Source organism: Rhodococcus sp. BP22, from assembly GCF_014281965.1.
Lineage (GTDB): Bacteria > Actinomycetota > Actinomycetes > Mycobacteriales > Mycobacteriaceae > Rhodococcoides.
The window spans coordinates 333,558-358,683 of record NZ_JACFTB010000001.1 but is presented as its reverse complement, the minus strand read 5'-3'; the positions used below and the strand labels follow the sequence as shown (position 1 = coordinate 358,683).

Below are 25,126 nucleotides of genomic sequence, written 5' to 3'. Positions count from 1 at the left end.
GCCAAAAAAAGCCCGAAAGGTAAAGGTGATGATTAGCACTAGACTGATAGGCATGACTGATAGAAGTTATCAACCGACGCTCTCACAGCTGCGTGCTTTCGTTGCCGTTGCCGAGCAACGGCATTTCGGAAGTGCCGCGGCGCGACTGCATATCAGTCAGCCGACGCTTTCGCAGGCTCTCGCCTCGCTGGAACAGGGCCTGGGCGTTCAGCTTGTCGAGCGAAGTACAAGGCGAGTTCTGATGACCACTGCCGGTACACATTTGCTCGAGCATGCACGGGCAACCCTCGATGCAGCCGACGGATTCGTATCCGAAGCATCCGGTATGGGAGGTCGGCTGTCGGGCCCACTTCGTCTCGGACTCATACCCACCGTTGCGCCGTACGTGTTACCCGCCTTGCTCCCCGCGATGCGGACCGAGTTCCCGGACGTGAACGCCCACATCGTCGAGGATCAGACGGACCGACTGCTGGCCTCGTTACGGTCGGGAACGATCGACGCAGCAGTAGTCGCGCTGCCCACCGAAGAGTCCGGCATTGTCGAAATACCGCTGTACGCAGAAGATTTCGTGCTCGTCGTCCCCGTCGGTCACGAACTCGACGGACGCCGTGATCTGACTCTGTCCGTACTCGTCGACCTGCCGATTCTATTGCTGGACGACGGTCATTGTCTGCGAGATCAGACACTGGACCTCTGCCGGTCGGTCGACGCGGTCCCTGCGGCCGGGGACACGAGAGCAACCTCGCTCGCGACGGTAGTTCAATGTGTCGCGGGCGGTCTCGGCGTCACACTCGTCCCGAGATCGGCTGTTGCCGTGGAGATGGGAAAGGGCGCGCTGGGTCGGGCAGAGTTCGCGGACCCGAAGCCCGGTCGGCGCATGGGCCTGGTGCACCGCGCGTCGAGCGGGCGCGCCGAAGAGTATCGGGAACTGAGTGCACTGGTCTCACGGATCGGATCGGCCGTCGCTCAGTAGTTGCCCGGTAGCCGACCGTGGAGGTAGCGAACTCAGCCGGCGGTGATAGTGATCTCGTCGAACACGATCTCACCGAGAGCATCGGACTCCTCGACGTCGACGACCGCGTCGAACGACCATCCATGATCGCCGTCGGGATCTTCCAACACTTGCCTGACCGTCGTCCGGTCGCTGCCAACCGTGAGTTCGAACAGTGCCGGACCACGCGCGGACGGGCCGGTACCGATCTCGCCGTACTCCTCGAAGTAGGGCTCGAGTTCTGCTTCCCAGTCAGGGCCGTCGTCCAACGCGTCGAGCGCGTTCCACCAACCCGCCGCCGCGAAGTCCACTCGTTTGAAGATGGCGTTGCGGACCAACACGCGGAACGCGCGTGCATTCGCGGAAATCGGCTTCGGCGTGTCACCGCCATAGGCTTCGGGCTTGGTCTCGGCATCCTCACCCGGGTCGGTGAGGTTCTCCCACTCGTCCAGCAGACTCGAGTCGACCTGCCGAACGAGTTCCCCTAGCCACTCGGTGATGTCCTGCACTTCCTCGGTCCGGGCTTCGGGCGGCACCGTCTGGCGTAGGGCGCGATACGCGTCGGCGAGGTACCGAAGAACGAGTCCTTCCGAACGGCTCAAGCCGTAGTGACTGATCAGCTCCGTGAAGGTCATCGACCGCTCGATCATGTCGCGGACGACCGACTTGGGGGAGAGCGCGACTTCCGTCAGCCACGGATGACCACCGCGATAGATCTCGAAGGCCGGCACGAGAAGCTCTGCGAGGGGCTTCGGCCACGTCACCTCCTCGAGCAGCTCCATCCGCTCCTCGTACTCGATACCGTCCGACTTCATCTGCGCGACTGCTTCTCCGCGAGCCGCGTGCTGCTGGGCCATCAGGATCTGGCGGGGATCGTCGAGTGTCGACTCGATGATCGACACCACATCGAGTGCATGCGTATCGGATTCGATATCGAGCAGATCGAACGAGGCGAGTGCGAACGGTGACAGTGGTTGGTTCAGTGCGAAGTTGGGCTGCAGGTCGACCGTGAGCCGCGCGTGGCGTCCTTCGGCATCCGGCTCCGCGAGCTGTTCGACGATGCCCGCCGAGACGAGACCACGATAGAGCGAGAGTGCTCGGAGAATATGCTTGCGCTGGGCAGGTCGAGTCTCGTGATTGTCCTCGAGCAGATGGCGCATGGCAGTGAAGCAATTGCCCGGTCGAGCAATGACATTGAGCAACATCGCATTGCTGACCGAGAACCGCGACACCAGCGCCTCGGGACTCGCTGTGATGATCCGGTCGAACGTCGGCTCACCCCACGAGACGAAGCCATCGGGCGCCTTCTTGCGTTGGACCCTCTTGAGCTTTTTCGGATCGTCACCCGCCTTGGCGACGAGTCGTGCATTCTCGATGTCGTGTTCCGGTGCCTCGACGACGACGGTTCCGAGCGTGTCGTATCCGGCGCGTCCGGCGCGTCCGGCGATCTGGTGAAACTCTCGGGCGCGTAGCTTGCGAGTGCGAATGCCGTCGTATTTGGTCAGTCCGGTGAACAACACAGTTCGGATCGGAACATTGATGCCCACACCGAGGGTGTCGGTGCCGCAGATAACCTTGAGCAGACCGTCCTGAGCAAGTTTCTCCACGAGGCGCCGATATTTCGGGAGCATGCCCGCATGGTGTACGCCGATTCCGTGCCGCACCAGTCGTGAGAGTGTCTTGCCGAAACCCGTCGTGAAGCGGAATTGGCCGATCGCATCGGCGATCTGCTGCTTCTCGGACTTGGATGCCACGTTCACGCTCGTCAGCGCCTGCGCTCGTTCGAGGGCGGACGCCTGGGTGAAGTGCACGACATACACGGGCGCAAGATGCGTCGAGACCAACTCCTCGATGGTTTCGCCGATCGGTGTGCTCACGTAGGAGAACATCAAGGGCACAGGTCGTTCGGAGCCCGAAACCACGGTGGTGGGTCGTCCGGTGCGGCGGGTGAGATCGTCTCGAAAGAAAGACACGTCGCCCAGAGTCGCCGACATCAGCAAAAATTGAGCGTTCGGCAACTCGATGATGGGAACCTGCCAGGCCCATCCTCGGTCGGGTTCGGAGTAGTAATGGAACTCGTCCATCACCACCTGTCCGATATCGGAATTCGCTCCCTCGCGGAGAGCCAGATTCGCTACGATTTCCGCGGTCGCGCAGATGATCGGGGCGCCCGCATTGACCGCAGCGTCGCCCGTCATCATGCCGACATTTTTTGCGCCGAAGATTTCACACAGTGCGAAGAACTTCTCGCTGACCAGAGCTTTGATGGGTGCGGTGTAGAAGGTCCGCTTGCCGGCCGCCATCGCCGCGAAGTGCGCACCGACAGCCACCATCGACTTTCCCGAGCCGGTCGGCGTCGCGAGGATGACGTTGGACCCCGACACCAGCTCGATCAAGGCGTCTTCCTGGGCCGGGTACAGATTCAGCCCTCGATCGCTGGTCCACGTGGTGAAAATGTCGAACAACGTGTCCGGATCCTGCGCCTCGCTGGTTGTGGGGGCAGGTACGAGTTCGGAGAGCAGCACCGTAACAGGCTATGGTGCGCTGGCCGCGTCGCCATCAGCGGCCCGTGCGCAGGGCGTGTCAGGTCGCGCTGCGCTCGTCCGCTCCCATGGCACCCAGTACCGCGCGCCTGGTGCTGGCGTTCCCGGTGATCATGTCTTCACCGACTCCGGCGATGAGGAAGTTCCGCCATCGAGTCTCGTCGAATTCCAGGCACGGCGTCGAGGCCAAGAACTCCTCGAGCACGTGCAGGAAATGCATCGGATCGTCGCGAAACGGGAAGTGGCCGGCGCCGCGAAAGACCGAGAGTCGGGATCCGGGCATCGCGGAATGTGCGAGGTGCGCATGACTGACCGGTATCACCACGTCCCGATCTCCCCATACGAGCAACACCGGGAGATTCTCGGTGAGATAACACCGATCGAGCATCGTCACAACCTGGCCACGCCAATCGACGACAGCGCGCAGGGTGCGGAGGTATGCCTCGTGCGCAGTGGGATCCGGCAGGCCCGCCAGGACTCGCACGAGATCAGGCGTGTCGTGGAGCAAGGCTCCCGGCCGCAGCCGCGTCGTATTCAGCTTTCCGATGAGGTTGCCGGCCAACCTGACGACCGACATGGCTCCGGGGAGGCGCAAAAGCTTGACCGCTTCGCTTGCCAACGGCACCGAAGCCAATCGAAGAAGTGGATGGACATCTTTGGTGACTCCACCGGAGGACACGAGAACGAGTCGGTCCACCATGTGCGGAAATTGGTAGGAGAACTGCATCGCGACACCGCCGCCGAGCGAGTGGCCGATAACCGTCACATGGTCGACTCCAAGGACGGACAACAGGTCGCGCATGCCGTTGGCGTACGCCGCCACCGAGTAGTCGGCGCGGGGTTTGTCGGATTGCCCGTGGCCCAAGAGGTCGGGTGCAATAACAGTGTGGTTCTGCGCAAGATGCGGAATTATTGCGTTCCACGTTTCGGAGTTGTCACCGATTCCGTGAATCAACAACAGAGCTGGGCCTTCGCCCGCCATCCGGAACGCTCGCCGATAGCCATGAATGGTGCGGAAGATCAATTTCGGCTCGGCATCGGGAACCGGGCGGAGCTTGCGCGTGCGAGGACTGCTCATGGCGCGCCTCCTGATTCCTCACTTTGTACTTCCTTGACACTGCTGTGCTTTCTCGACAGCTCTCCTCGAAGACTCTCGCACGAGTAAAGACGCTCGACACGGCATCGAGAGGACTTCTGGTTACATGTATGTTTCGTTATTCCACAGGTACGGAATCTGGACAAAATCAGAATGGGTGATCGTGTGAACGTTCACACAATCACCCATCCAATGGTGGAACTATGTACCGGTCAGTGCCCGGTATCGGTGCCGTCCGTGTCGGTACCTGTCGTATCCAGATCTTCCGGCTCGGCCTCGAACCCGCCCTGCTCGGCGAGGAACTTCTCGAACTCCGCACCCAGCTCATCACCGCTCGGAAGGCTCTCGTCGCTGGCGAGAAGCGTCGACTGCTGTTCCTGTGCTGCGACGTAGGTGTCGTACTGGCGTTCGAGGGCGTGTACGACCGACTGCACTTCCTCGTTTCCGGTGATGTGCTCGTCGACCTGCTCTTGCACTCGAGCTGCGGCAGTGCCCAGCGCGACCAACGACAACTCCAGACCTCCCGCCTCACCGACGTGTTCGAGCAAGGTCTGCGCGGCACTCGGATAGTCCGTTTGAGCCAGGTAGTGCGGAACGTGGACCGAGAATCCCATGGACACGTGGCCGTGCTGGGCCATCCGTAGTTCGAGAAGGGAGGACGCACTACCGGGGACCTGGATGTCACCCGACCAGCTGTGCTCCTCGGAGATCAACGACTTGTCCGAGGAATGCGCGGTGACGCCCAATGGACGAGTGTGAGGGATCGCCATCGGGATCGACCCGAGACCGATGGTCCGACGCACTCCCAGTTGCTCGGCCAGCAGACGAACTGCAGTGGAAAACTTCTCCCACCGAAGGTCCGGTTCCATTCCGGCAAGAAGCAGGAACGGCGTGCCGGCGTTGTCCTTGACGGCATACAGATTGAGCTCCGGCGCCTCGTAATCCGAGAAGTGATCGGTTTTGAACGTCATCGTCGGCCGACGTGAGCGGTAGTCGATCAGCTCGTCGACATCGAACGAAGCGACCAGTTCCGTCTCGAGCGTGTCACGAAGGTGCTTGGTGGCGAGCTTTACTGCGTGACCAGCATCGGAGAAGCCTTCGAGTCCATGTACCAACACCGGACCGACACCGTCACCGGACATCGTTTGCGGCGCCGGAAATTCCAGCTCGTACATATTCGATTGTTCGTCCATGGCCGAACCCCTTTCCGTTTCTTCGTGCCCGCTCGGGGCCAGCACCACGGCCGTAACCGACCTCGCGTGGAGAATACCCGTCGGTTCGGCATGGCGATCGCGCTGCCGTGAGTACGGCTACTACCTAGGGAGAACGCCGAGAAACACCGAGTTCATTCCCGCAGGCGTCGCTGGCCGTGCACACGTTGTGGGAGTCTGGTCTACAGGGACCACAAGTTGAACGTCTAAGGAGTGCTTATGCCGCAGCAGGTGCGTGCCGTCGTCGCCAAGGCCAAGGGCGAAGCGGTGTCGATCGAGACGGTTACGATTCCGGATCCGGGCCCCAACGACGTCGTCGTGAAGATCGACGCGTGCGGCGTCTGCCACACGGATCTGGCTTACCGCGACGGCGGAATCAATGACGAGTACCCCTTCATGCTCGGGCACGAGGCAGCAGGAACTGTAGAAACTGTCGGTGACGCGGTGACGCACGTCGAGGTCGGCGACTTCGTCGTGCTGAACTGGCGCGCAGTATGTGGCGAGTGTCGGGCATGCAAGAAGGGCACACCCTGGTACTGCTTCGATACGCACAATGCCTCGCAAAAGATGACGCTCGCAGATGGCACCGAACTCACGCCTGCGCTCGGTATCGGTGCGTTCGCAGACAAGACTCTCGTCCACGAGCGGCAGTGCACCAAGGTTGCGCCGGGTTCGGACCCGGCGGTCGTCGGGCTGATCGGCTGCGGCGTCATGGCAGGTATCGGCGCCGCGATGAACACCGGCAACGTCTCGCGCGGTGACTCGGTCGCAGTCATCGGCTGCGGTGGCGTCGGCGACGCGGCCATCGCCGGAGCAAAACTGGCAGGCGCGACGAAGATCATCGCTGTCGATCGAGACCAGGGAAAGCTCGAGTGGGCGAAGGACTTGGGCGCTACCCACACAGTGGACGCGTCCGCGGTCGACCCGGTCGAAGCCATCCAGGAATTGACCGGTGGGTTCGGCGCCGACGTCGTGATCGATGCTGTCGGTCGACCGGAGACGTGGAAGCAGGCGTTCTACGCTCGCGATCTGGCCGGCACAGTTGTTCTGGTAGGTGTGCCGACGCCGGAGATGACACTCGAGATGCCTTTGGTCGATTTCTTTTCCCGTGGTGGCTCGCTCAAGTCTTCTTGGTACGGCGATTGCCTCCCGGAAAGGGACTTCCCGATGCTCGTCGATCTCTACGAGCAGGGTCGATTGCCACTGGAGAAGTTCGTTACCGAACGAATCGGAATCGACGACGTGGAAGCGGCGTTCACTGCGATGCACGACGGCAAGGTGCTGCGTTCGGTGGTCATCCTATGAGCGGAAAATTGCGCATACAGAGGGTGGTGACGTCTGGGACGTTCAGTCTCGACGGGGGTACCTGGGACGTCGAGAACAACATCTGGTTGATCGGTGACGACACCGAGGTGGTGATCATCGATGCAGCGCACCAGCAGCAACCGATCCTGGACGCGGTCGATAACCGAACCGTCAAGGCCATCATCTGCACGCACGGCCACAACGACCACGTGACGGTCGCCCCGCAGCTCTCGCAGGCGCTCGATGCCCCGGTACTGCTTCACCCAGCGGACGACATGCTGTGGGAGCAGACTCATCCGGGTGTTACGCATCGGACCGTCGAGGACGGTGACCGGATCTCGATAGCAGGAACCGACATCGTCGCTATCCACACGCCCGGTCATTCACCAGGCTCCACCTGCCTGTACGTACCCGAAGCTGGAGAGTTGTTCAGCGGAGACACCTTGTTCTCCGGCGGACCCGGAGCGACAGGGCGTTCGTATTCGGACTTCCCGACGATCATCGGTTCCATCCGGGACAAGCTGTTCGCCCTTCCAGCCGAGACGCGCGTCAAGACCGGTCATGGTGACGGCACCAGCATCGGCGACGAGTCTCCGCATCTGGAGGAATGGATCAAGCGCGGGTCGTGAGTCGCCTGGATCACCGGCAATCACGGTAGAGGCTCGGCCTGTCTCCCGCCTTGTTCACCACTCGAATGAGAGGGTTGAACCGGGCGGGAGCCGGTTATCCGCAGGCGCCGACGCGATGCCCAAGACAGATTCGTCTGCGAATACTGGAGGACCTTCCGTGCAGTGCCGTTCCGTATCGAGATCTCGCCCGCTTCTGATCGCGCTCGGGGCGACAGCTTTCCTATCGCTCGCCGGATGTGGGTCCGCTGTGACCGGCACCGCCGAGGCCGGCGGCCAGGGGTCGACGTCGATTACCTCTCGAGACGGGTCGAACACACCTGAAGACGGGCAGGACCTCGGCGCGCTTCTGATCGATCCGTCCCAGTTCCCAGCCCCGTACGAGGCCATAGTGCTCCCTCCTCAAGCGATTGCGCAGGCGTCCCCGGATCTCACCGGAATTCCTGCTGGCGCCGAGGTATCACCAGCGGGCTGCAAGCCCACGGAACCAAGTTCGGCGCCGGGTAGTGCTGCGTTGATCGTCGGAACCGATAACGCCAACCGGTCGACGATTTCGATCGAACTGACCGTGGTCGACGAGCCTCTGTCGGTACGCGAGGAGCAACTTCAGCAGTGCGGTGAGGTCGAGGCCACCAAATCCGGTGCCACCTCCGTCATTCGGTCGACTATTTCCCCGGCGCCTCCGATCAATGCCGACGAGACCCTTGCGGTGAAGCAGACCGTGAATTCTGGTACCGGCGCGGACTCGGTGACGCAGTCGATGCTCACGTTGATGGCTCAGGTCGGCGACGTTCGAATAGCAGCAACGTTCATGTCGTTCGACAACTCCGCGCCGGATGCTGCCGTGTTGGACGAGTTGTTCACCGCTGCGGTCCAGAAGGTCAACGCCGGATAGCACAACCGTCCGACGGGAAGCGTCGGATCTCGAACGTGTGGGCCGTGTTCTTCCACAGGATGTTGTGCTGTCCACAGCCATATTCCGGCCCAGGTCGCAGATCTGTCGATCCAATACCGACAAGTCATTGTTCTCGCCATGACGACGTTCCCTGACAATCGACCCACTCCACCGATGCTGGCCACGGTGTCGGCCACCGGTGACCTGATCGCTGCCATCCCGGCAATGCTCGGCTTCGCCCCTTCGCGATCTCTGCTGCTCATCTGCCTGGACGGCCGGATCGGCGAAAGCCTCACTATCGGCACAGTGATGCGTCACGATCTGAGCTTTCCGGACCCCGACCTGACACAGCGCTCGGTAAGCACCGAGATGGCCGATGTGATCGACCGCTTCGCGGCACTCTGCTTGCGGGACGAGGTTCGCAAGGCCATCGCTGTCATCGTCGATGACGGAACGAGGACCGATGACGGAACGAAGACCTCTGTGGCAGCCGGCCGCAGTGATGCCCGTTACCAGGCTCTCGGGAGTCGACTCGAGGACCGACTCCAGGCGCGGGGCACCCACTTGCTCGATACGTTCCTGACCGCGAACATCGCGCATGGGTGTGCATGGATCTCGCTGACCGAGCCGCGAGAGAGGGGGACCGTATCGGATCCGCGGTCTTCGGCCGTGACGCTCGCGTACGTGCTCGGGGGGAGGGCCATGCTGGACTCCAGAGAAGCGCTCGAAGATCTGTTGCAGCCCTTGGACACCGAGGTGAGCAGGCAGGTGCGCGCGTGTATAGGCGCGGCAAGGGATGCGGACATGCCCTCGGAACGAACCTCCATCGAACGAATCCTCCAAGAGATCGGTCGGTGGGCACAATCGCCACTCGATCAGCCGAGATCGCTCGAACTCTCGGCGGTACAGATCGCCGAGTTCGGAGTTTCCTTGACGCGCTTGATGGTTCGCGACAGCATGCTCGCGCTGGTCCTCCACGACTGTGCTGCCACTGCCGAGCAACTGTGGTCGCATTTGTCGCGTACATTGCCGGCACCCGAGCGGGCCTGTCCGGCAACGTTGCTCGGGTTCAGCGCCTACTCGCGCGGTGACGGAGTAATGGCAGGGGTTGCGATCGAACTAGCGTTGGCCGCCGACCCCGACTATTCACTCGCACGCCTTCTCGACTCTGCCTTGAACGCCGGCGCTCGTCCGGAGATGATCAGAGAAGTTGCCCTCAGTGGCTACGCAGTCGCCGAATTGTGTGGCGTCCGTTTGTCGCCACCTACGAGTGCGCGGTGACTCGTACCGCGTGGGATCGGTCTCCGAGATTCTGCAGGAACGTCCATGCGTCCGCGACGATGACGTCGAGATCGGTGAAACGCGGAGTCCACCCCAACTCCGAGATGGCACGATCGCTCGAAGCGATCAGGACAGCAGGGTCACCCGCGCGACGGGGTGCATCCTCGACGGTGATGGGGAGGCCTGTCACACGTGTGCACGCGTCGATGACCTCACGGACGGAGAATCCGGTCCCGCTGCCGAGGTTGTAAATACGATGACTGCTCGGTGTCGATTCCTCCAGCGCAAGGATATGAGCCTCGGCCAGATCCGCGACATGAATGTAGTCGCGTACCGCAGTTCCGTCCGGTGTCGGATAGTCGGAACCAAAGACCGAAATCTTCTCGCGTTGGCCCAGAGCAGTTTGCAGCACGAGCGGAATCAGGTGCGTCTCGACAACCCGATTCTCGCCGAACTCCTTGTAAGCACCAGCGACGTTGAAATACCGCAGGCTGGTGGCAGCCAATCCATATGCTGCTGAATACGACGTGATCGCGTGATCGATCGCCAATTTGGTTGCACCGTAAGGATTGGTCGGCGCTGTCGGTGCATCCTCGGTGATCGGTGTCTTCTGCGGCTCACCGTACGTGGCGGCAGTCGAAGAGAACACCAGCCGAGGGGTGTTCGACTCACGAATCGCATCGAGCAACGCGAGCGTGGTCACCACGTTGCCGGACCAGTACTTTGCCGGCGCGACAACTGATTCGCCGACAAGCGACTGGGCGGCGAAATGCAATACCCCATCGAATTTCGTTTCGGACAACAGCGAGGCCGCGACATCCTTGATGTCGGCTTCGACGAACGTCGCGTTCGCCGGGACGGCCTCGCTGTTTCCGGTGGACAAATTGTCGACGACGACGACGTCATGTCCTCGATCGACAAGTACCGCCGCGCAGACACTGCCCACGTAGCCGGCACCGCCGGTCACCAAAAGTCTCACTACTTCATCTCCTCGTAGGGCCGGAGGCCGCTCGATGTATGCCGACCTCCGCGCCTCGACGCGATGAACTAGACCAACTTCACCTGAACGGCGTGAGCCATTTCTTCCGAAATATCGATTCCCTCATGACCTGGAACGGTAATGGTGACCGTGCCGGGCTTGGCCTCGACTGTAACCCGGGCATCTGGGACGACACCCGCGTCACGCAACTGTGCGATGACCTCAGGATCGGATTGGACGTGCTCTGCGAGTCGACGCACGACCACCGCCGTCGGTTGGCCGTGGGAGACGTCCGTCAGGCGAATCAAGTCTTCGTGGACCGCCGCCGGCTGGCCGAGACCCAGCTCATCCAAACCTGGAATCGGGTTGCCGTAGGGCGAGGTCGTCGGATTGTTCAGTACGGCGACGAGACGACGTTCCACCTCTTCGCTCATCACGTGTTCCCACCGGCATGCCTCGGCGTGCACGTCTTCCCAGCGAAGACCGATGATGTCGACCAGCAGTCGCTCGGCGAGTCGATGCTTGCGCATCACCGACACGGCGAGTCCGCGTCCCTTCTCGGTCAGCTCCAGGTGGCGGTCGCCCGCAACGGAAAGGAGCCCGTCACGTTCCATCCTGGCCACAGTCTGGCTGACGGTAGGACCACTTTGTTCGAGGCGTTCGGCGATACGTGCCCGCAAAGGCACCACACCCTCTTCCTCCAAATCGTAGATCGTGCGGAGGTACATCTCCGTGGTGTCGACCAGATCCTTCACACTCAACCCCTTCGTTCTGGCCGATTCTACCGTTGATCGGCGCGTATAGGTGTTCCAGGCCGTCCCGCTGGCGAGCCGGACGATACCGAGACACGTAACGGAGCAACGTTCGGCGCTGCTTGCACAGTGCCGTTGCTCGCCCAGTGCCCTTGCGGCACGTAGCGTGTCCGTCATGGCAGACCAGGTGGCTCGATCACCGTTCCAGAATCCGGCAGTCGCCGAAGATATCGTCGTGTGGAGCGCGGAGTACCTCTCGTATCGGTGGAGCGATGACCACCCCATGAACCCGACCAGACTGGATCTGACCATGTCGTTGGCGCGGCAGATCGGTGTGCTCGACGGCATCGAACTCGTGGAGCCGATCGCCGCACCGGATTCGGAGCTGCTGAGGATTCACACTCCGGCCTACATCGAAGCGGTCAAGCGTGCCCCTGAGAAACTTGCCGCTTCGGAGAAACTGGCATCGGCGGGCCATTCGGAGGAGCCGGAACACGGGCTTGGCGGGGACGACAATCCGATTTTCCAACGCATGCACGAAGCGAGCGCGATGCTGACCGGCGGTTCTCTGGCAGCGGCCCGGGAGATTGCGTCCGGACGGGCTCGACGAGCTGTCAGCATCGGCGGTGGAATGCACCACGCGATGGCGGACTGGGCGTCTGGTTTCTGCGTGTACAACGATGCTGCAATCGCAATTTCATGGTTGTTGGACAATGGGTTCGATCGAATTGCGTACATCGATGTCGATGCTCACCACGGTGACGGGGTGCAGCATGCCTTCATCGATGATCCGAGGGTGCTGACCGTGTCTTTGCACCAACATCCGGCGACGTTGTGGCCCAACACCGGGTGGTCGAGCGAAGTCGGTTCCGGCGCTGCGGAGGGCACCGCAATCAACGTTCCACTCCTGCCTGGCACCGGTGACCGACTGTGGTTACGCGCTTTCCATGCGATCGTGCCTGGAGCCATTTCGGCGTTCCGCCCTCAGATCATCGTGAGCCAATGTGGAGTCGACAGTCACCGAGAGGATCCGCTCGCGGACCTCGCCCTCACCGTCGACGGCCAGAACGCTGCGTTTCTCGCGATGCGTGACCTCGCGGACGAGCATTCGGAGGGGCGATGGCTGGCAGTCGGCGGAGGTGGTTACGGACTGGTTCGCGTGGTGCCCAGAGCGTGGACCCATCTGATCGCCGCAGCCCTCGGCCGCCCGATAGACCCTGCGATGCCTCTGCCCGATCTTTGGCGTGATCGGGTTCGGCACTTGGCGCCCAGCGTCGACCTGCCACAGGCGATGGGTGACGGTGGCGATGTGGACTATCCCGCGTGGGACGGCCCAGGGGGTGCTGTCCAGGGATCGATCGAAGCAGCCGATCGTGCACTCGAAAGGGTGGATTCGGCGATCATCGCCACTCGCAGAGCGAGCTTCCCGCTTCTCGGACTCGACCCGGAGGATCCTCGTGACTGAGCCGACCACCCAAGACGCCGACACGGCGAAAGAGCGCGATCGTGTGCGCTCGGAAACGACATTTCCCAAGCACTGGGTCGTCGACGTACTCGCCTCGGACGGGGGAGTGGTGCATCTGCGCCCGATCGTGCCGTCCGATGGAAAGGCGTTGATCGAGTTCCACAGCGGACTGTCCGAGCGCACTCGATATCTGCGGTATTTCGGTCCGTACCCGACCATGCCGCAGCGTGACGTCCTCAACTTCACGACTGTCGACCATCATTCGAGGGTCGCATTCGTGGCAATACTCGGCGACGACATCATCGCGGTCGGTCGCTACGAACGTCTGCCGGAGGGCGATGGTAACTCTGCGGAGGTCGCATTCGTCGTCGCCGACTCGCATCAAGGCCGCGGGCTCGGGCCTATCCTGCTCGAACATCTCGCCGGAGCTGCAGCGGAGAACGGCGTCCGGATGTTCGTCGCCGAGGTGCTCGCCGAGAACCGAAATATGGTCAGTGTCTTCCGCGAAGCCGGGTATCAGGTCAGCCGAAGCTACGAAGGGGGCGTGCTGCGTCTGGAATTCGCCATCGACCCGAGTGAAGCTCTTCTGTCGGTGCGCAATTCGCGCGAGCGAGCGGCCGAGGCGCGCAGTGTCCGAAACGTGTTGAGTCCGACCTCCGTCGCAGTGATCGGTGCGTCGACGGACAGTTCCAAGGTGGGAAACGCGGTGTTGGCCAACCTCCTCGCCGGCGGCTTCACCGGACCGGTGTACCCGGTCAATGCCGATCACAAGTCAGTGCGTGGCGTTCGGGCCTACCCGTCGGTGCACGATATTCCGGATTCGGTGGATCTGGCCATCGCAGCCGTTCCTGCCGATGCCATCGACGACGTCCTCGACGACTGTCTCGACAAAGGTGTCAAAGCACTCGTCGTCGTGTCAGGTGGGTTCGGTGAGACCGGTGAAGCGGGTCAGGAGAGCGAGCGCCGGTTGGTACACGCGGCGCGGGCGCACGGTATGAGGCTCGTCGGACCCAATGCGTTGGGCGTCGCCAACACCGACCCGGCCTTCGCCCTCAACGCAACCCTCGCTCCACGACTTCCGATGCCTGGACGCGTCGGCTTCTTCTGCCAATCCGGGGCCCTCGGCATCGCAATTCTCGACCAAGCAGCAAAACGCAGACTGGGTTTGTCGACCTTCGTCTCGGCGGGCAACCGCGCGGACGTGTCGGGCAACGACCTTCTGCAGTACTGGGATTCCGACCCCGAAACAGAGGTCGTTCTGCTGTACCTCGAAAGTTTCGGTAACCCACGCAAGTTCACCCGGATCGCGCGTCGCGTAGCGCGTACCAAGCCCATCATCGCGGTCAAGAGTGGCCGAGGTGCGGTGCCGCCGGCACTGGCAACGGGACCTGCTATCGATGATTCCATCGTCAAGGCGTTGTTCGAGCAGGCAGGTGTGATCCAAGTCGACACCATTGCGCAGTTGTTCGATTGCGCAATTCTGTTCGGCTACCAACCATTGCCTTCCGGGCCACGCGTCGCCGTCGTCGGCAACTCGACGGCCCTCGGAGTTCTCGCCGTGGACGCTGCGCGTGCCGATGGATTGCACGCGGGAGTGCCGATCGACGTAGGTCCACAGGCAGGCCCGGAAGAATTCGCGGCCGCGGTGGCGGGTGCCCTCGCCGCCGGCGACGTCGATTCGGTCATCGTCGTCTTCGTGCCACCGGTTGCGGTCACGGTCGAGCCGTTCGCCAAAGCTCTCGGCGATGCAGTTCTCGGTGCCGACAAACCCGTCCTGACGACATTCCTCGCGACAGAGGGGATTCCAGACGTATTGGCCGTGCGCGGCGAATTCGGACAGCCGATCCGCGGATCGGTGCCTTCGTATTCGAGCCCGGAGCGTGCGGTGACGGCACTAGCGAAGGCCTGGCGTTACGCGGCTTGGCGGAGCAGGCCTGTGTCGACACCTCTGCGGCCCAGCGGTATCGACTCCGAACGTGCACAGTCATTGGTTCGTGACTGGTCGGCTCAGGAACATACTCGATGGCTTTCGGATTTCGAGACCGCCGAGCTTCTCGGGTGCTACGGGATAGAGATAACCGAGTTTCGTTCAGTGATCGATGAGGACGAAGCCGTCGCTGCCGGTGAGGAATTGGGCTATCCCGTCGCGGTCAAAGCGACAGGAGCGCAGTGGAGACACCGACCGGATCTCGGTGGGGTTCGACTGGATCTCACCGGCCCAGAGGCCACACGTCTGGCCTATCGCGCGCTCGCGTCCGATTCTGGTGAGCCTCTGCTCCACGTCCAGAAGATGGCAGCAAAAGGTATCGGTTGTGTGGTGCGGGTTCAGGACGATCCGTCGTTCGGTTCGCTGATCTCGTTCGGACTGGCTGGCGTGATCTCGGATCTTCTGGGAGACAGGGCGTATCGCGTGCTGCCGTTGACGGAGGACGAAGCGGTGCAATTGATCGACGCACCGAAGGCTGCTCCACTGCTGTCCGGGTACCGCAATGCAGTCCCGGTCGACAAGAGCGCGCTCGTGGATATTGTTCAACGAGTGTCGGCGATGGCCGACGATATCCCTGAGATAAGAGAACTGGCGTGCGAACCGGTTCTGGCGTCTGCGCATGGCGCACAGATCACCGATGCACGCGTACGTCTCGGACCTGAGCCGAGCAAGAATGACCTCGGCCCGCGACGCTTGCGCTGAGCGTCACGGGCGGGAGTGGTTTCTCGTTCTTTGAAAGCGGGGGCCGAGTCGGCATTCCTAGAGGGGGGAAGGAAGTCGACTCGGCCACCCACATCTGAGGGTGTGGCCGCGGGAATCCTCACCGCTGCGCCACTCGCCAGTACGGTCGCACAGAGTTGCAGTAATACTAGAGGGCGCTGTCGTACAGTCTTCAGCTTGCGTAGGACCGTAGCTTCTCCGCTCGGTCGCCCTGCCGAAGCTTGACCATGACCTCGCGCTCGATCTGACGAACGCGCTCGCGCGAGAGACCGAACAGTTTGCCGATCTGATCGAGCGTCCGGGGCTGCCCGTCATCCAAGCCGTACCGCAGACGGATGACCTGCTGCTCGCGCTCGTCCAGTGTGGAGAGCACCGTACGGACGTCGCTGTGAAGAAGTCCGGCGATCACTGCGTTCTCGGCGGAAGTAGCTTCGGAGTCCTCGATGAAGTCGCCGAGTGGGGCTTCCTCATCGCTTCCGACCGGCATATCGAGGCTGACCGGGTCGCGACTGTGATCGAGTAGGTCGGCAATCTTCGCGGCCGGAATTCCCGATTCGCTGGACAGTTCTTCGTCGGTGGCCTCGCGACCGAGTTGCTGATGAAGTTCTCGCTTGATCCTGGCCAGCTTGTTCACCTGCTCGACCAGATGAACCGGTAGCCGAATGGTTCGGCTCTGATCTGCCATTCCGCGAGTGATGGCCTGCCGGATCCACCAGGTTGCGTAGGTGGAGAACTTGAAGCCCTTTGCGTAGTCGAACTTCTCCATAGCGCGGATCAGACCGAGGTTCCCCTCTTGAATCAGATCGAGGAGCGGCATTCCACGTCCGGTGTATCGCTTCGCAAGAGACACCACGAGGCGTAGGTTGGCCTCGAGAAGATGGCTCCGAGCAGCACTCCCGTCGCGGACGATGATCGCCAGCTTGCGCTTTTTGACCGCCGTCAAGCGCTTGGTGTTCTCCAGCACATTCTTCGCATACAAGCCAGCTTCGATGCGCTTGGCGAGATCCACTTCCTCTTCCGCAGTCAACAGCGCGGTGCGACCTATGCCGTTGAGATAGACGCGGACGAGATCCGCAGCCGGGCTCTGTGCGTCGAGATCGGCGTCGGTCGGACGTGGGCGGGTCGTAGTGCTGGGGCTGGTCATGACTTGCCTCCTGATCGGTGGTGTCTCATAGGGATCAACGTCCGGGTGTCCCCGAAAAGTTCCCACGCTCCACCCTCTGATACCCGCTTGACCAGCGTCTATCCCGTGCCCGTCCTGAGAAGTTGCTGAGAAGGTTCAGGCTTGGAACTCAGTCCCCTGCACCCTCCGGGGCGAGGAGTCCGTGACGGAACAGGCCGGTGATCAGCTCGACGGCACCCTCGAGTAGGTCCGTCTCGTCGAGATCGTTCGCCGAGGCCAACAGCGCGACCAGTTCGCGTAGCGACAGACCGTTCGGTCGCATTCCTGCGAGCAAGCGTGCACCCAACTCGTCGATCTCGTGCTGCCAGTTCGGGCCGTTTCCCCGGTACACACGGACGACCTCCTCGCTCCACCCATCTTCGCCCGGCAGATAGACACGTTCGAGGGCAGTCGCGGGATCGAGCCGGAACACGGCGTCAGCGGGATCGTTTTCACGAAGCCAGGCAACCCTGTCGAAATAGGCGATCGCTTCGTTGCCGAGCGGATCTTCGAATGCATGGTGAAGGTCCTCGGCCAGAACATCGCTCGGCAGGTCGGTCTTACGGAGATAGACGAATCCGAACCCGATGCCTTCGACCTCGGCCTCGGCGAAGTGCGCCAGCCAGGACTCTGCCAAGACCCCTCCTCCGACGTCCCGTTGATCGACACCACCGTCTCGCAACCACGTACCCACATACAGCGCTGGGTCGGCAACGTCGCGCTGCACGATCCACGCATCCACGCCGTGATCGGGAATCCAGGATGCAACACGCGCGCGCCAATTCTCGCCGCTGACGTGGATCCAGGACGCCAGAACGACGGCAGTACCACCGGGCTTCAAGTGGTTCGGGGCCTGTTCGATCATCAGCCTGCTCGCCCCGTCGAGATCGATCCCCGAGTCGCGGTAGCTGTGTTCGATAGTTCCGCGCCCGACGACGAACGGCGGGTTGGCAACGATCCGATCGAAGGTCCTACCCGCGACGGGCTCGAACCAGGATCCGCGCAGCAGCTCGATGTCGATACCGTTGAGAGCACACGTTGCCTCGGCCAGAAGCATCGAGCGCTCACTGATATCGGTACCGGTCACGGTGTCGGCGTACTCGGCCGCGTGGATCGCCTGCACCCCACACCCGGTACCGACGTCGAGGACATCTCCTACCTGGGTGGTCGGAGTTCCGCGAAGTAGCGAGAGCGATGCCTGACCTACACCCAGTACGTGATCGGTGGCGGTCGGTAGTGGACGCATGCTGCCGTCGAGATCGGAGATGATCCAGCGGGTGCCGTATCCGGCGTCGAGTGGTCGAATGTCGAGCAAGGCACGCACACGGTCAGGCTCGACCCGCTCGACGATTTCGGCTGCGACAGCGTCGTCGATCGAGAGCGGGGACAGTGCTTCGGCAGCTTCGATCTCTTCGATGTCGTCGACGAGGAGGAACAGTCGAATCAGAACACCCAGGCGCCCACGATCTTGGCTCTCGCGCCGCACCGGAACAGGTTCGCTACGCATCAGGGCGGCGTGGGCGTCATCTCCGAGTGCTTCGAGAAGACTGTCGGCGTTGTAGGAACTCGTTTCGAACGCTTGTCGGAGAGATGGGCATGCAGAAAGTAGCGTCGCAGTCACCGACACAGTCTTTCAGGCAGCGAGCGCCGCCGTGTCTACCCGGCGTGCCTGTCAGTCTTCGCTTGCGTCGATGACGCGATGGGAGCGTGCCTCGATCTGTGTCGACTCGACGTGTCGGCCGTCGTAGCGGCTCACTTCGTTCTTGGTCCGCGGCGGACGATCGTTGGCGATGAGTACCGCAATCCAGGGGAGAGGGATGGAGACCCCGACGATCGCCATCGCTATCCACGGATTGGCCCACATGCTGTACGACACGGCGGCGAGAACCAGTGCGGGGATACGGAAAGACATGATGAACATGTATTTCCGCACTCGAGCTTTGTGCTGATCTTCGACCGACTGCTGCGCCTCGGTGATCAATGTGGGGTTACGGGCCGATCCACTCTCGGCCGAGCCGGAAAACCCCTGGGTTCTCGTCATCCCTCCACTGTGGCACTACCTCACCCGGAATGCACTTGTCGGCGTCGTTCGTCTCATAACGACGGATGCGGAATAATCGAATCATGAGCACTCAGACGAAAGACCGCCCCGAGATCGCGCCGGACGAAACCACGGAAGACGACCGACCGAAATTCTTTCATTACGTGAAGAAGAACAAGATCACCGAAAGCGCAGTGATGGGCACACACGTCGTCGCGCTGTGCGGTGAAGTTTTTCCGGTGACCAAATCGGCGAAGCCGGGCTCTCCGGTGTGCCCCGACTGCAAAAAGATCTACGAGGGATTGAAGAAGGGCGACTGACCGCCGCCCGGATTCGGCAGTTGATCGCCGGAGGGCGGCACCTTCGGGGTTGGGCCTGGGGTTGGGCCCGGCTGAGGTGGGCCGTCGGGTTCCGTCGAGGTGTCGGGGGAGGGTGAACTCCCCGATGCTTCCTTGAACCTGTTCGATCGGCCCCGGTCCTGTCCGACCCGGATGGGGCCTGTGGCCAACCTCCATGCGACCGCTGTCACCGGCCCCGACTCCTCGGAATCTGCCTGCGCGGCGAGCCATCCCTTCATCTGATCGATCCTGGTCGCCCGCGCGGGGAAGAACTCCTGGATGGTCGCGTTGAACTCTGCACCGAGAACGACTGCGAACCCCAGGAAGAAAGTGAACAACAGAAACGCGATGGGGGTCGCGAGCGCGCCGTAGGTGTACCCGGTTCCGGTGATCCAGGTCAGATAACGGCGAAGCACCGCGCTGGCGATCATGAAGAACACGCCTGCGAGCAATGCTCCCCCCAACAGTCGGTGCCACGGCAGAGACGTATGCAGCGCAACCTTGTAGAGCGTGGTCAATCCGGCGATGAGAAGCAGTCCGACGGCGGGGTAGTAGAAGAAGTCGATCAGTTCGGTACCGATTTCGAACCATGAACCCGGGAGGATCTGCTTCACGTACGTAGGGCCCAGCGCAACCAGCGGTAGGACGAACACTGCTGCGATCAGAAACGCCATGTAGAGCAGCAGGGCGAACACTCGCTGCCAAATCGGGTGACGTGCATCCTGCTGGCCGTGCGCTTCGACTATCGAATCGACGAACGTGGAGATCGCCGACGATCCCGCCCACAGCGACAAGACGAAACCGGCGGACACGACCTCGCCTCGTCCTTGCTGGAGTATGTCCTGCACTGTCGGGGTGATGATGCCGTCGACGACGCTGTCGCTGAACACCGTGCGGCTGAACGTGATGATCTTCGACTCGATGATGTCGATGGTGTTGGGACCGAACCAGCCGGCGACGAACCCGAGACTGCCGAGTACTCCGAGCAACAACGGTGGGAGCGAGAGCGTCTGCCAGAACGCCGCAGTCGCAGCTTTGCTGAAGATCGAGTCGTCCCAGGACTTGGTCAGTGTGCGAAGCGTCACAACCCAAATGGATCGAAGCGGCCGTCTCCTGGACAACTGCCCGCTCGGTGGTGTTTCGCCTGCAGAATCACTCATGATCCCTCCAGCATTCCTGAACGAGGCTCGGAGTGCCCGTTTACACCCGTCGTGTCGCTGGAGTAGTCGAACGATCGAGCCCCTCGGGTGCTCCTTCCGATGCGAGATCGGTCGGTGCGGAGCGATAGGCTCCACGGCGGGAACTGCAGGGCAACCGAGAGCGCGAGGAATTCGATCGAATGCCAGGAACCGGCGGGCCAGTGAGCGCTGACATGACCGAAGCCGAATCAACAGACCAAAGAGCACCCACCGAAAGTTCGGCAGGTGGCGCGCCGCTGCGCGCATGGCAGAGGCGCGCCCTGACCCGATATCTGGTGGCCTCACCCAAGGACTTTCTCGCAGTCGCGACGCCGGGAGCAGGTAAGACCACCTTCGCCTTGCGCGTCGCATCGGAGTTGTTGGCGCACCGAACCGTTGATCAGATCACTGTCGTCGCCCCGACCGAACACTTGAAGCACCAGTGGGCGGAATCCGCTGCTCGCGTGGGAATTGCGCTCGACTCTCGCTTTTCCAACTCGACCGGTCAGACCTCGAGTGATTACCACGGCGTGGTCGTCACGTATGCCCAGATCGCTTCACACCCGTTCCGCCATCGGGTGCGTACCGAGGCTCGACGCACGCTCGTCATCCTCGACGAGATCCATCACGGTGGTGACGCCAAGAGTTGGGGCGAGGGCATCCGCGAGGCCTTCGGTGACGCAACGCGCAGACTGGCGTTGACCGGTACACCTTTCCGCAGCGACGACAGCCCGATTCCGTTCATCAATTACGAACCGGACGACGAGGGGTTGATGCGTTCACGCGCCGACCACTCGTACGGCTATTCGGAGGCTTTGGCCGACGGTGTCGTACGGCCGGTTGTGTTCCTCGCGTATTCGGGTGAGGCGCGGTGGCGAGACAACGCCGGGGAGGAGTTCACCGCACGTCTGGGTGAGCCACTGAGTGCTGAGCAGACCGCACGGGCGTGGCGGACGGCTCTCGATCCGCAGGGCGACTGGATGCCCGCTGTGCTGTTGGCCGCACACACCAGACTCGGGCAGCTGAGGGCCGGAGGCATGCCGGACGCAGGTGGACTCGTGATCGCGACCGACCAAACCGTTGCGCGTGCCTACGCCAAGCTGCTCGAGGTGATCACCGGGGAATCGCCGTCGATCGTTCTGTCCGACGACCCGACGTCGTCGGCGCGGATCGCCGAGTTCGGGAAAAGCACCCAACAGTGGATGGTTGCGGTCCGAATGGTGTCGGAGGGCGTCGACGTTCCGCGATTGGCAGTGGGTGTGTACGCGACGAGCGCGTCGACGCCGCTCTATTTTGCTCAGGCCATCGGTCGTTTCGTTCGATCACGGCGCAAGGGGGAGACCGCAAGCGTTTTTCTGCCGTCGGTGCCGGTCCTGTTGGACTTGGCGAGTCAGCTCGAGGCGCAGCGCGACCACGTACTGGGTAAGCCCCACCGCGAAAAGGACGGGTTCGACGACGAGTTGCTCGCCGATGCCAACAAGCAGAAAGACGAACTAGGCGAGGAAGAGAAGGCGTACACCTCGCTCGGTGCAGACGCGGAGCTCGATCAGGTGATCTACGACGGATCCTCTTTCGGGACTGCGACGTTCTCGGGAAGCGACGAGGAAGCCGATTACCTCGGCCTACCCGGGCTGTTGGATGCCAAGCAGATGCGCGACCTGCTTCGTCAACGGCAGCAGGAACAGATCGACAAGCCGACAGCGCCCGGGCTATCCGTGCCCGCTCCGGTAGCGGTGTCGGAACGCGCGTCCTCGGCCGGCCAGCTGGCCGGGCTTCGTCGTGAACTCAACAGTTTGGTTGCGGTGTACCACCATCGCACCGGGAAGCCTCACGGGATCATTCACGGGGACCTACGGCGCATCTGTGGCGGGCCACCGACTGCGATGGCCACCGCAGATCAGCTGAGCGAGCGGATCGTTCAACTGCGGAAGATGTAGGGCGGACACGTTCGATCCCGGAAGCAGAGCGGAACGGGTGGCCACGATTTCTCGTGGCCACCCGTTCCGGTTTCACATGACTGTCGATGGGTCGGCGCATGCGCCTTCCGATACGAGCGAGCCGGTTACACTGCAGAGTCCGATTCGGTCATCACTGTTGCGTTCACTTCACGCAGTCGGTCCTCGTGCTCCTTGGCATGATGGCCGCAGAACAGGAGTTCTCCACCGGTCGAGAGCACAACACGTGCACGAGCCCCAGCGCCGCACCGGTCGCACCGGTCGGTCGCTGTCAATTGTGGGCTGGTCAATGTTCCGGGCATGACTCCTCCGTACTGGCTTTCGGTATCAAGCGATCGCCTGGGGCCGGTCCGCCGCGTCGGTATGGCGCGGTCCGTACACTCTCTCAGACGTTTGGCAGTCACGCGTTGTTCCCACAGGTGTTTCTTTGTGTTGTCACTAACACAAAGCGAGCGGAAAGCCCCTGGCAGTTGGGCTTTGCCAAAAACTGCGTTCGCTTACAGCTGATTCCATTTCGTAAGCGATCGGCGTTTCGGCCACGACATCGCGGAAGTGCGATGTGAACGATTGTCCACGAGTCGATTCGGCGTACCTGTCTCGTACGATGACGACGTGACCAAGACCTCGTCCGTTCTGCTCCACATGTGCAGCATCGAAGAATGGTTGTCCGTGCGCGCTTCCAGCGAAATACGGCCGCCCGGTTTCGACGACATCGGGTTCGTGCACCTGTCCACAGCGGACCAGGTCCATCTGCCCGCCAACAGGCTGTTCGCGGGACGAACCGATGTGGTCCTGCTTATCGTGGACCCTGACCGTCTCGGATCACCAGTGCGCTGGGAGCCCGGCGTGCCGGGGGATCCGGAAGCGATGCACTTTCCGCATCTCTACGGGCCGCTGCCCACGTCCGCGGTCGTCGGAGTCGTCGACTATGCCCCGAACGAGGATGGGAAATTCGGGCCTCCAAAGCTTTGATCGTCCCCTTCGCGTGCTTGTCGAACCGATAAGTGCCTGCCGAAATGCTATTGCCTACCGAACCGATTCCGCCCGAATGTTCGCGACCAGATACGCAGAAAGCCGCCGCCCACTGTGTGGACGACGGCTTTCTGCGCTGATGGAGAGAATCAGTCCAGGTAGTCCCGAAGTACCTGCGAACGGGATGGGTGCCGAAGCTTGGACATCGTCTTCGACTCGATCTGTCGAATACGCTCGCGCGTCACGCCGTAGACCTGACCGATCTCGTCCAGAGTGCGGGGCTGTCCGTCGGTCAGACCGAAGCGGAGACGAACGACACCCGCCTCTCGTTCGGACAGTGTCTCGAGTACTGACTGGAGTTGATCCTGAAGCAGCGTGAACGACACGGCGTCCACCGCCACGACGGCCTCGGAGTCCTCGATGAAATCGCCGAGCTGGCTGTCGCCCTCGTCGCCGATCGTCTGGTCGAGCGAAATCGGCTCACGAGCGTACTGCTGAATCTCGAGAACCTTTTCAGGCGTGATGTCCATTTCCTTGGCGAGCTCTTCGGGGGTGGGCTCACGGCCCAAGTCCTGAAGAAGCTCACGCTGGATACGGCCGAGCTTGTTGATGACCTCGACCATGTGAACCGGGATGCGGATCGTACGTGCCTGATCGGCCATGGCCCTGGTGATGGCCTGACGGATCCACCACGTGGCGTACGTGGAGAACTTGTAACCCTTGGTGTAGTCGAACTTCTCGACGGCACGAATCAGGCCCAGGTTTCCTTCCTGAATCAGGTCCAGGAAGGCCATTCCGCGGCCGGTGTATCGCTTGGCCAGTGACACGACAAGCCGAAGGTTGGCCTCGAGAAGGTGATTTTTTGCGCGGTTACCGTCGCGGCAGATCCAGGTGTAGTCGCGTCGTGCGGCCACGGGGAGCTTCTCGCCTTTTTCGGCGAACTCGCGCATCTTTTCGGTCGCGAAGAGGCCTGCTTCGATTCGCTTGGCGAGCTCGACCTCTTCTTCGGCGTTGAGAAGTGCAACTTTGCCGATCTGCTTCAGGTACGCGCGGACCGAGTCGGCCGAAGCGGTGAGCTCGGCATCCTTACGGGCTTGACGAAGCGCCTCTGACTCTTCTTCGTCCCAGACGAAGTCTCCGGACGCTTTGTCTTCTGCAGTGGGCTCTGTGGTCGACTCTTCTTCGGTGTCTGCGCCCACGGCAACAACCTCGACGACGTCGTCGGCTGCCGCGGCGATATCTCCTTCGGAGATGTCGATCTCATCGATGCTGGGGGCATCAGCGTCGGAGGTCGCATCTTCGGCGGACTTCTTCGCGGGTGCTTTCTTCGCAGGAGCTTTCTTGGCTGCTGCGCGTTTGGCGGGAGCTTTTTTGGCGGCGGCTTTCTTGGCCGGTGCTGACGCGACCTTTGCCGCTGGTGCAGCTCCGACCTCCAGGGTCGTGCCGGTCGGTGCTTCCGCAGCAGGTGCAGTGGACGCAGACTCCGATGCTGAATCTACGGTCTGACGAATATCGGTGGCTGCCACGTACGCCCTTTCGTGACGGTGTCGTGCGGCGTCACGCCAGAGTGGTTTCCGGCGGAGAGGTCTTGTCGAATGTGCCGGCGTGCAGACCGGCTTCCCCCATTGT

At 62.0% G+C, this 25,126-nt stretch carries 21 protein-coding genes; 10 read left to right on the top strand and 11 right to left on the bottom strand.

The genetic code is table 11. The annotated features are described in order from the left end of the window. The first annotated feature begins 52 nt into the window (after nucleotides 1-52). Complete coding sequence (locus H2510_RS01620; protein ID WP_186626648.1) at nucleotides 53-973, top strand: hydrogen peroxide-inducible genes activator; 921 nt, start codon at nucleotides 53-55, stop codon at nucleotides 971-973. A gap of 32 nt (nucleotides 974-1,005) precedes the next feature. Here the strand turns inward: H2510_RS01620 and H2510_RS01615 are convergent, their stop codons facing one another. From H2510_RS01615 to H2510_RS01605, 3 genes are all read right to left on the bottom strand, one after another. Then, nucleotides 1,006-3,516 (bottom strand): RNA helicase, encoded by a 2,511-nt coding sequence (locus H2510_RS01615; protein ID WP_186626647.1) that lies wholly within the window; start codon nucleotides 3,514-3,516, stop codon nucleotides 1,006-1,008. 58 nt (nucleotides 3,517-3,574) lie between these two features. After that, on the bottom strand, nucleotides 3,575-4,612 hold the full coding sequence (locus H2510_RS01610; RefSeq protein ID WP_186626646.1) for an alpha/beta fold hydrolase: 1,038 nt from the start codon (nucleotides 4,610-4,612) through the stop codon (nucleotides 3,575-3,577). A 230-nt stretch (nucleotides 4,613-4,842) separates the two neighbouring features. Beyond that, nucleotides 4,843-5,823 (bottom strand): proteasome assembly chaperone family protein, encoded by a 981-nt coding sequence (locus H2510_RS01605; protein ID WP_186626645.1) that lies wholly within the window; start codon nucleotides 5,821-5,823, stop codon nucleotides 4,843-4,845. Between the two features lie 237 nt (nucleotides 5,824-6,060). On the opposite strand from H2510_RS01605, the gene H2510_RS01600 reads away from it, so the two are divergent. The 4 genes from H2510_RS01600 (at nucleotide 6,061) to H2510_RS01585 (ending at nucleotide 9,948) form a co-directional block, all read left to right on the top strand. Next, nucleotides 6,061-7,146: an S-(hydroxymethyl)mycothiol dehydrogenase gene (locus tag H2510_RS01600; protein WP_186626644.1), complete on the top strand. Its 1,086-nt coding sequence runs from the start codon at nucleotides 6,061-6,063 to the stop codon at nucleotides 7,144-7,146. Beyond that, nucleotides 7,143-7,775, top strand: a complete 633-nt coding sequence (locus H2510_RS01595; RefSeq protein ID WP_186626643.1) for an MBL fold metallo-hydrolase — start codon at nucleotides 7,143-7,145, stop codon at nucleotides 7,773-7,775. The genes H2510_RS01600 and H2510_RS01595 overlap by 4 nt, the downstream gene beginning before the upstream one ends. Before the next feature lie 193 nt (nucleotides 7,776-7,968). After that, nucleotides 7,969-8,667 (top strand): sensor domain-containing protein, encoded by a 699-nt coding sequence (locus H2510_RS01590; RefSeq protein ID WP_222438224.1) that lies wholly within the window; start codon nucleotides 7,969-7,971, stop codon nucleotides 8,665-8,667. A 138-nt stretch (nucleotides 8,668-8,805) separates the two neighbouring features. Beyond that, a complete protein-coding gene (locus H2510_RS01585; RefSeq protein ID WP_186626641.1) occupies nucleotides 8,806-9,948 on the top strand; it encodes a DUF4192 domain-containing protein in 1,143 nt (380 codons plus the stop codon). On the opposite strand, the gene galE is transcribed toward H2510_RS01585, so the two are convergent. Both galE and H2510_RS01575 read right to left on the bottom strand, forming a co-directional pair. Then, nucleotides 9,932-10,927, bottom strand: a complete 996-nt coding sequence (gene galE / locus H2510_RS01580) for a UDP-glucose 4-epimerase GalE (RefSeq protein WP_186626640.1) — start codon at nucleotides 10,925-10,927, stop codon at nucleotides 9,932-9,934. The genes H2510_RS01585 and galE overlap by 17 nt on opposite strands. Before the next feature lie 68 nt (nucleotides 10,928-10,995). Continuing rightward, nucleotides 10,996-11,682, bottom strand: a complete 687-nt coding sequence (locus H2510_RS01575) for a metal-dependent transcriptional regulator (protein ID WP_186626639.1) — start codon at nucleotides 11,680-11,682, stop codon at nucleotides 10,996-10,998. Between the two features lie 172 nt (nucleotides 11,683-11,854). Between H2510_RS01575 and H2510_RS20675 the strand changes: the two genes are divergently transcribed. Then, entirely contained in the window at nucleotides 11,855-13,144 is a 1,290-nt protein-coding gene (locus H2510_RS20675) for an acetoin utilization protein AcuC (RefSeq protein WP_186626638.1), read from the top strand. Between the two features lie 43 nt (nucleotides 13,145-13,187). After that, nucleotides 13,188-15,833 carry a GNAT family N-acetyltransferase gene (locus tag H2510_RS01565; protein ID WP_315901227.1) on the top strand — a complete coding sequence of 882 codons (2,646 nt, stop codon included), beginning with the start codon at nucleotides 13,188-13,190 and terminating at the stop codon, nucleotides 15,831-15,833. Between the two features lie 190 nt (nucleotides 15,834-16,023). Here H2510_RS01565 and H2510_RS01560 read toward each other — a convergent pair whose 3' ends face one another. The 3 genes from H2510_RS01560 to H2510_RS01550 form a co-directional block, all read right to left on the bottom strand. After that, nucleotides 16,024-16,995, bottom strand: coding sequence for a sigma-70 family RNA polymerase sigma factor (locus H2510_RS01560; RefSeq protein WP_186626636.1), 972 nt, complete (start codon nucleotides 16,993-16,995; stop codon nucleotides 16,024-16,026). A gap of 148 nt (nucleotides 16,996-17,143) precedes the next feature. After that, entirely contained in the window at nucleotides 17,144-18,634 is a 1,491-nt protein-coding gene (locus H2510_RS01555; protein WP_186626635.1) for a class I SAM-dependent methyltransferase, read from the bottom strand. 51 nt (nucleotides 18,635-18,685) lie between these two features. Further along, nucleotides 18,686-19,054 (bottom strand): DUF3099 domain-containing protein, encoded by a 369-nt coding sequence (locus tag H2510_RS01550; protein WP_084348726.1) that lies wholly within the window; start codon nucleotides 19,052-19,054, stop codon nucleotides 18,686-18,688. An 83-nt stretch (nucleotides 19,055-19,137) separates the two neighbouring features. Between H2510_RS01550 and H2510_RS01545 the strand changes: the two genes are divergently transcribed. After that, on the top strand, nucleotides 19,138-19,374 hold the full coding sequence (locus tag H2510_RS01545) for a DUF3039 domain-containing protein (protein WP_186626634.1): 237 nt from the start codon (nucleotides 19,138-19,140) through the stop codon (nucleotides 19,372-19,374). Here H2510_RS01545 and H2510_RS01540 read toward each other — a convergent pair. Continuing rightward, the gene (locus tag H2510_RS01540) at nucleotides 19,347-20,552 is read right to left on the bottom strand and encodes a YihY/virulence factor BrkB family protein (protein ID WP_186626633.1); all 1,206 of its coding nucleotides are present in this window, start codon (nucleotides 20,550-20,552) and stop codon (nucleotides 19,347-19,349) included. The two genes, H2510_RS01545 and H2510_RS01540, sit on opposite strands and share 28 nt — an antisense overlap. Before the next feature lie 212 nt (nucleotides 20,553-20,764). On the opposite strand from H2510_RS01540, the gene H2510_RS01535 reads away from it, so the two are divergent. After that, on the top strand, nucleotides 20,765-22,507 hold the full coding sequence (locus H2510_RS01535) for a DEAD/DEAH box helicase (RefSeq protein ID WP_261392669.1): 1,743 nt from the start codon (nucleotides 20,765-20,767) through the stop codon (nucleotides 22,505-22,507). Nucleotides 22,508-22,632: 125 nt separating this feature from the next. Here the strand turns inward: H2510_RS01535 and H2510_RS01530 are convergent, their stop codons facing one another. Further along, nucleotides 22,633-22,827, bottom strand: a complete 195-nt coding sequence (locus H2510_RS01530; RefSeq protein WP_084348730.1) for a hypothetical protein — start codon at nucleotides 22,825-22,827, stop codon at nucleotides 22,633-22,635. A 310-nt stretch (nucleotides 22,828-23,137) separates the two neighbouring features. On the opposite strand from H2510_RS01530, the gene H2510_RS01525 reads away from it, so the two are divergent. Then, nucleotides 23,138-23,497, top strand: coding sequence for a DUF952 domain-containing protein (locus H2510_RS01525; RefSeq protein WP_315901166.1), 360 nt, complete (start codon nucleotides 23,138-23,140; stop codon nucleotides 23,495-23,497). A gap of 149 nt (nucleotides 23,498-23,646) precedes the next feature. On the opposite strand, the gene H2510_RS01520 is transcribed toward H2510_RS01525, so the two are convergent. Next, nucleotides 23,647-25,023, bottom strand: a complete 1,377-nt coding sequence (locus tag H2510_RS01520; protein ID WP_186626632.1) for an RNA polymerase sigma factor — start codon at nucleotides 25,021-25,023, stop codon at nucleotides 23,647-23,649. Nucleotides 25,024-25,126 lie beyond the last annotated feature (103 nt).

Coding starts and splice junctions, on each gene's coding strand:
- H2510_RS01620 (WP_186626648.1), top strand. CDS start 53: ATGACTGATAGAAGTTATCAACCGACGCTCTCACAGCTGCGTGCTTTC.
- H2510_RS01610 (WP_186626646.1), bottom strand. CDS start 4,612: ATGAGCAGTCCTCGCACGCGCAAGCTCCGCCCGGTTCCCGATGCCGAG.
- H2510_RS01605 (WP_186626645.1), bottom strand. CDS start 5,823: ATGGACGAACAATCGAATATGTACGAGCTGGAATTTCCGGCGCCGCAA.
- H2510_RS01600 (WP_186626644.1), top strand. CDS start 6,061: ATGCCGCAGCAGGTGCGTGCCGTCGTCGCCAAGGCCAAGGGCGAAGCG.
- H2510_RS01595 (WP_186626643.1), top strand. CDS start 7,143: ATGAGCGGAAAATTGCGCATACAGAGGGTGGTGACGTCTGGGACGTTC.
- H2510_RS01585 (WP_186626641.1), top strand. CDS start 8,806: ATGACGACGTTCCCTGACAATCGACCCACTCCACCGATGCTGGCCACG.
- H2510_RS20675 (WP_186626638.1), top strand. CDS start 11,855: ATGGCAGACCAGGTGGCTCGATCACCGTTCCAGAATCCGGCAGTCGCC.
- H2510_RS01560 (WP_186626636.1), bottom strand. CDS start 16,995: ATGACCAGCCCCAGCACTACGACCCGCCCACGTCCGACCGACGCCGAT.
- H2510_RS01550 (WP_084348726.1), bottom strand. CDS start 19,054: ATGACGAGAACCCAGGGGTTTTCCGGCTCGGCCGAGAGTGGATCGGCC.
- H2510_RS01545 (WP_186626634.1), top strand. CDS start 19,138: ATGAGCACTCAGACGAAAGACCGCCCCGAGATCGCGCCGGACGAAACC.
- H2510_RS01540 (WP_186626633.1), bottom strand. CDS start 20,552: ATGAGTGATTCTGCAGGCGAAACACCACCGAGCGGGCAGTTGTCCAGG.
- H2510_RS01535 (WP_261392669.1), top strand. CDS start 20,765: ATGACCGAAGCCGAATCAACAGACCAAAGAGCACCCACCGAAAGTTCG.
- H2510_RS01530 (WP_084348730.1), bottom strand. CDS start 22,827: ATGCCCGGAACATTGACCAGCCCACAATTGACAGCGACCGACCGGTGC.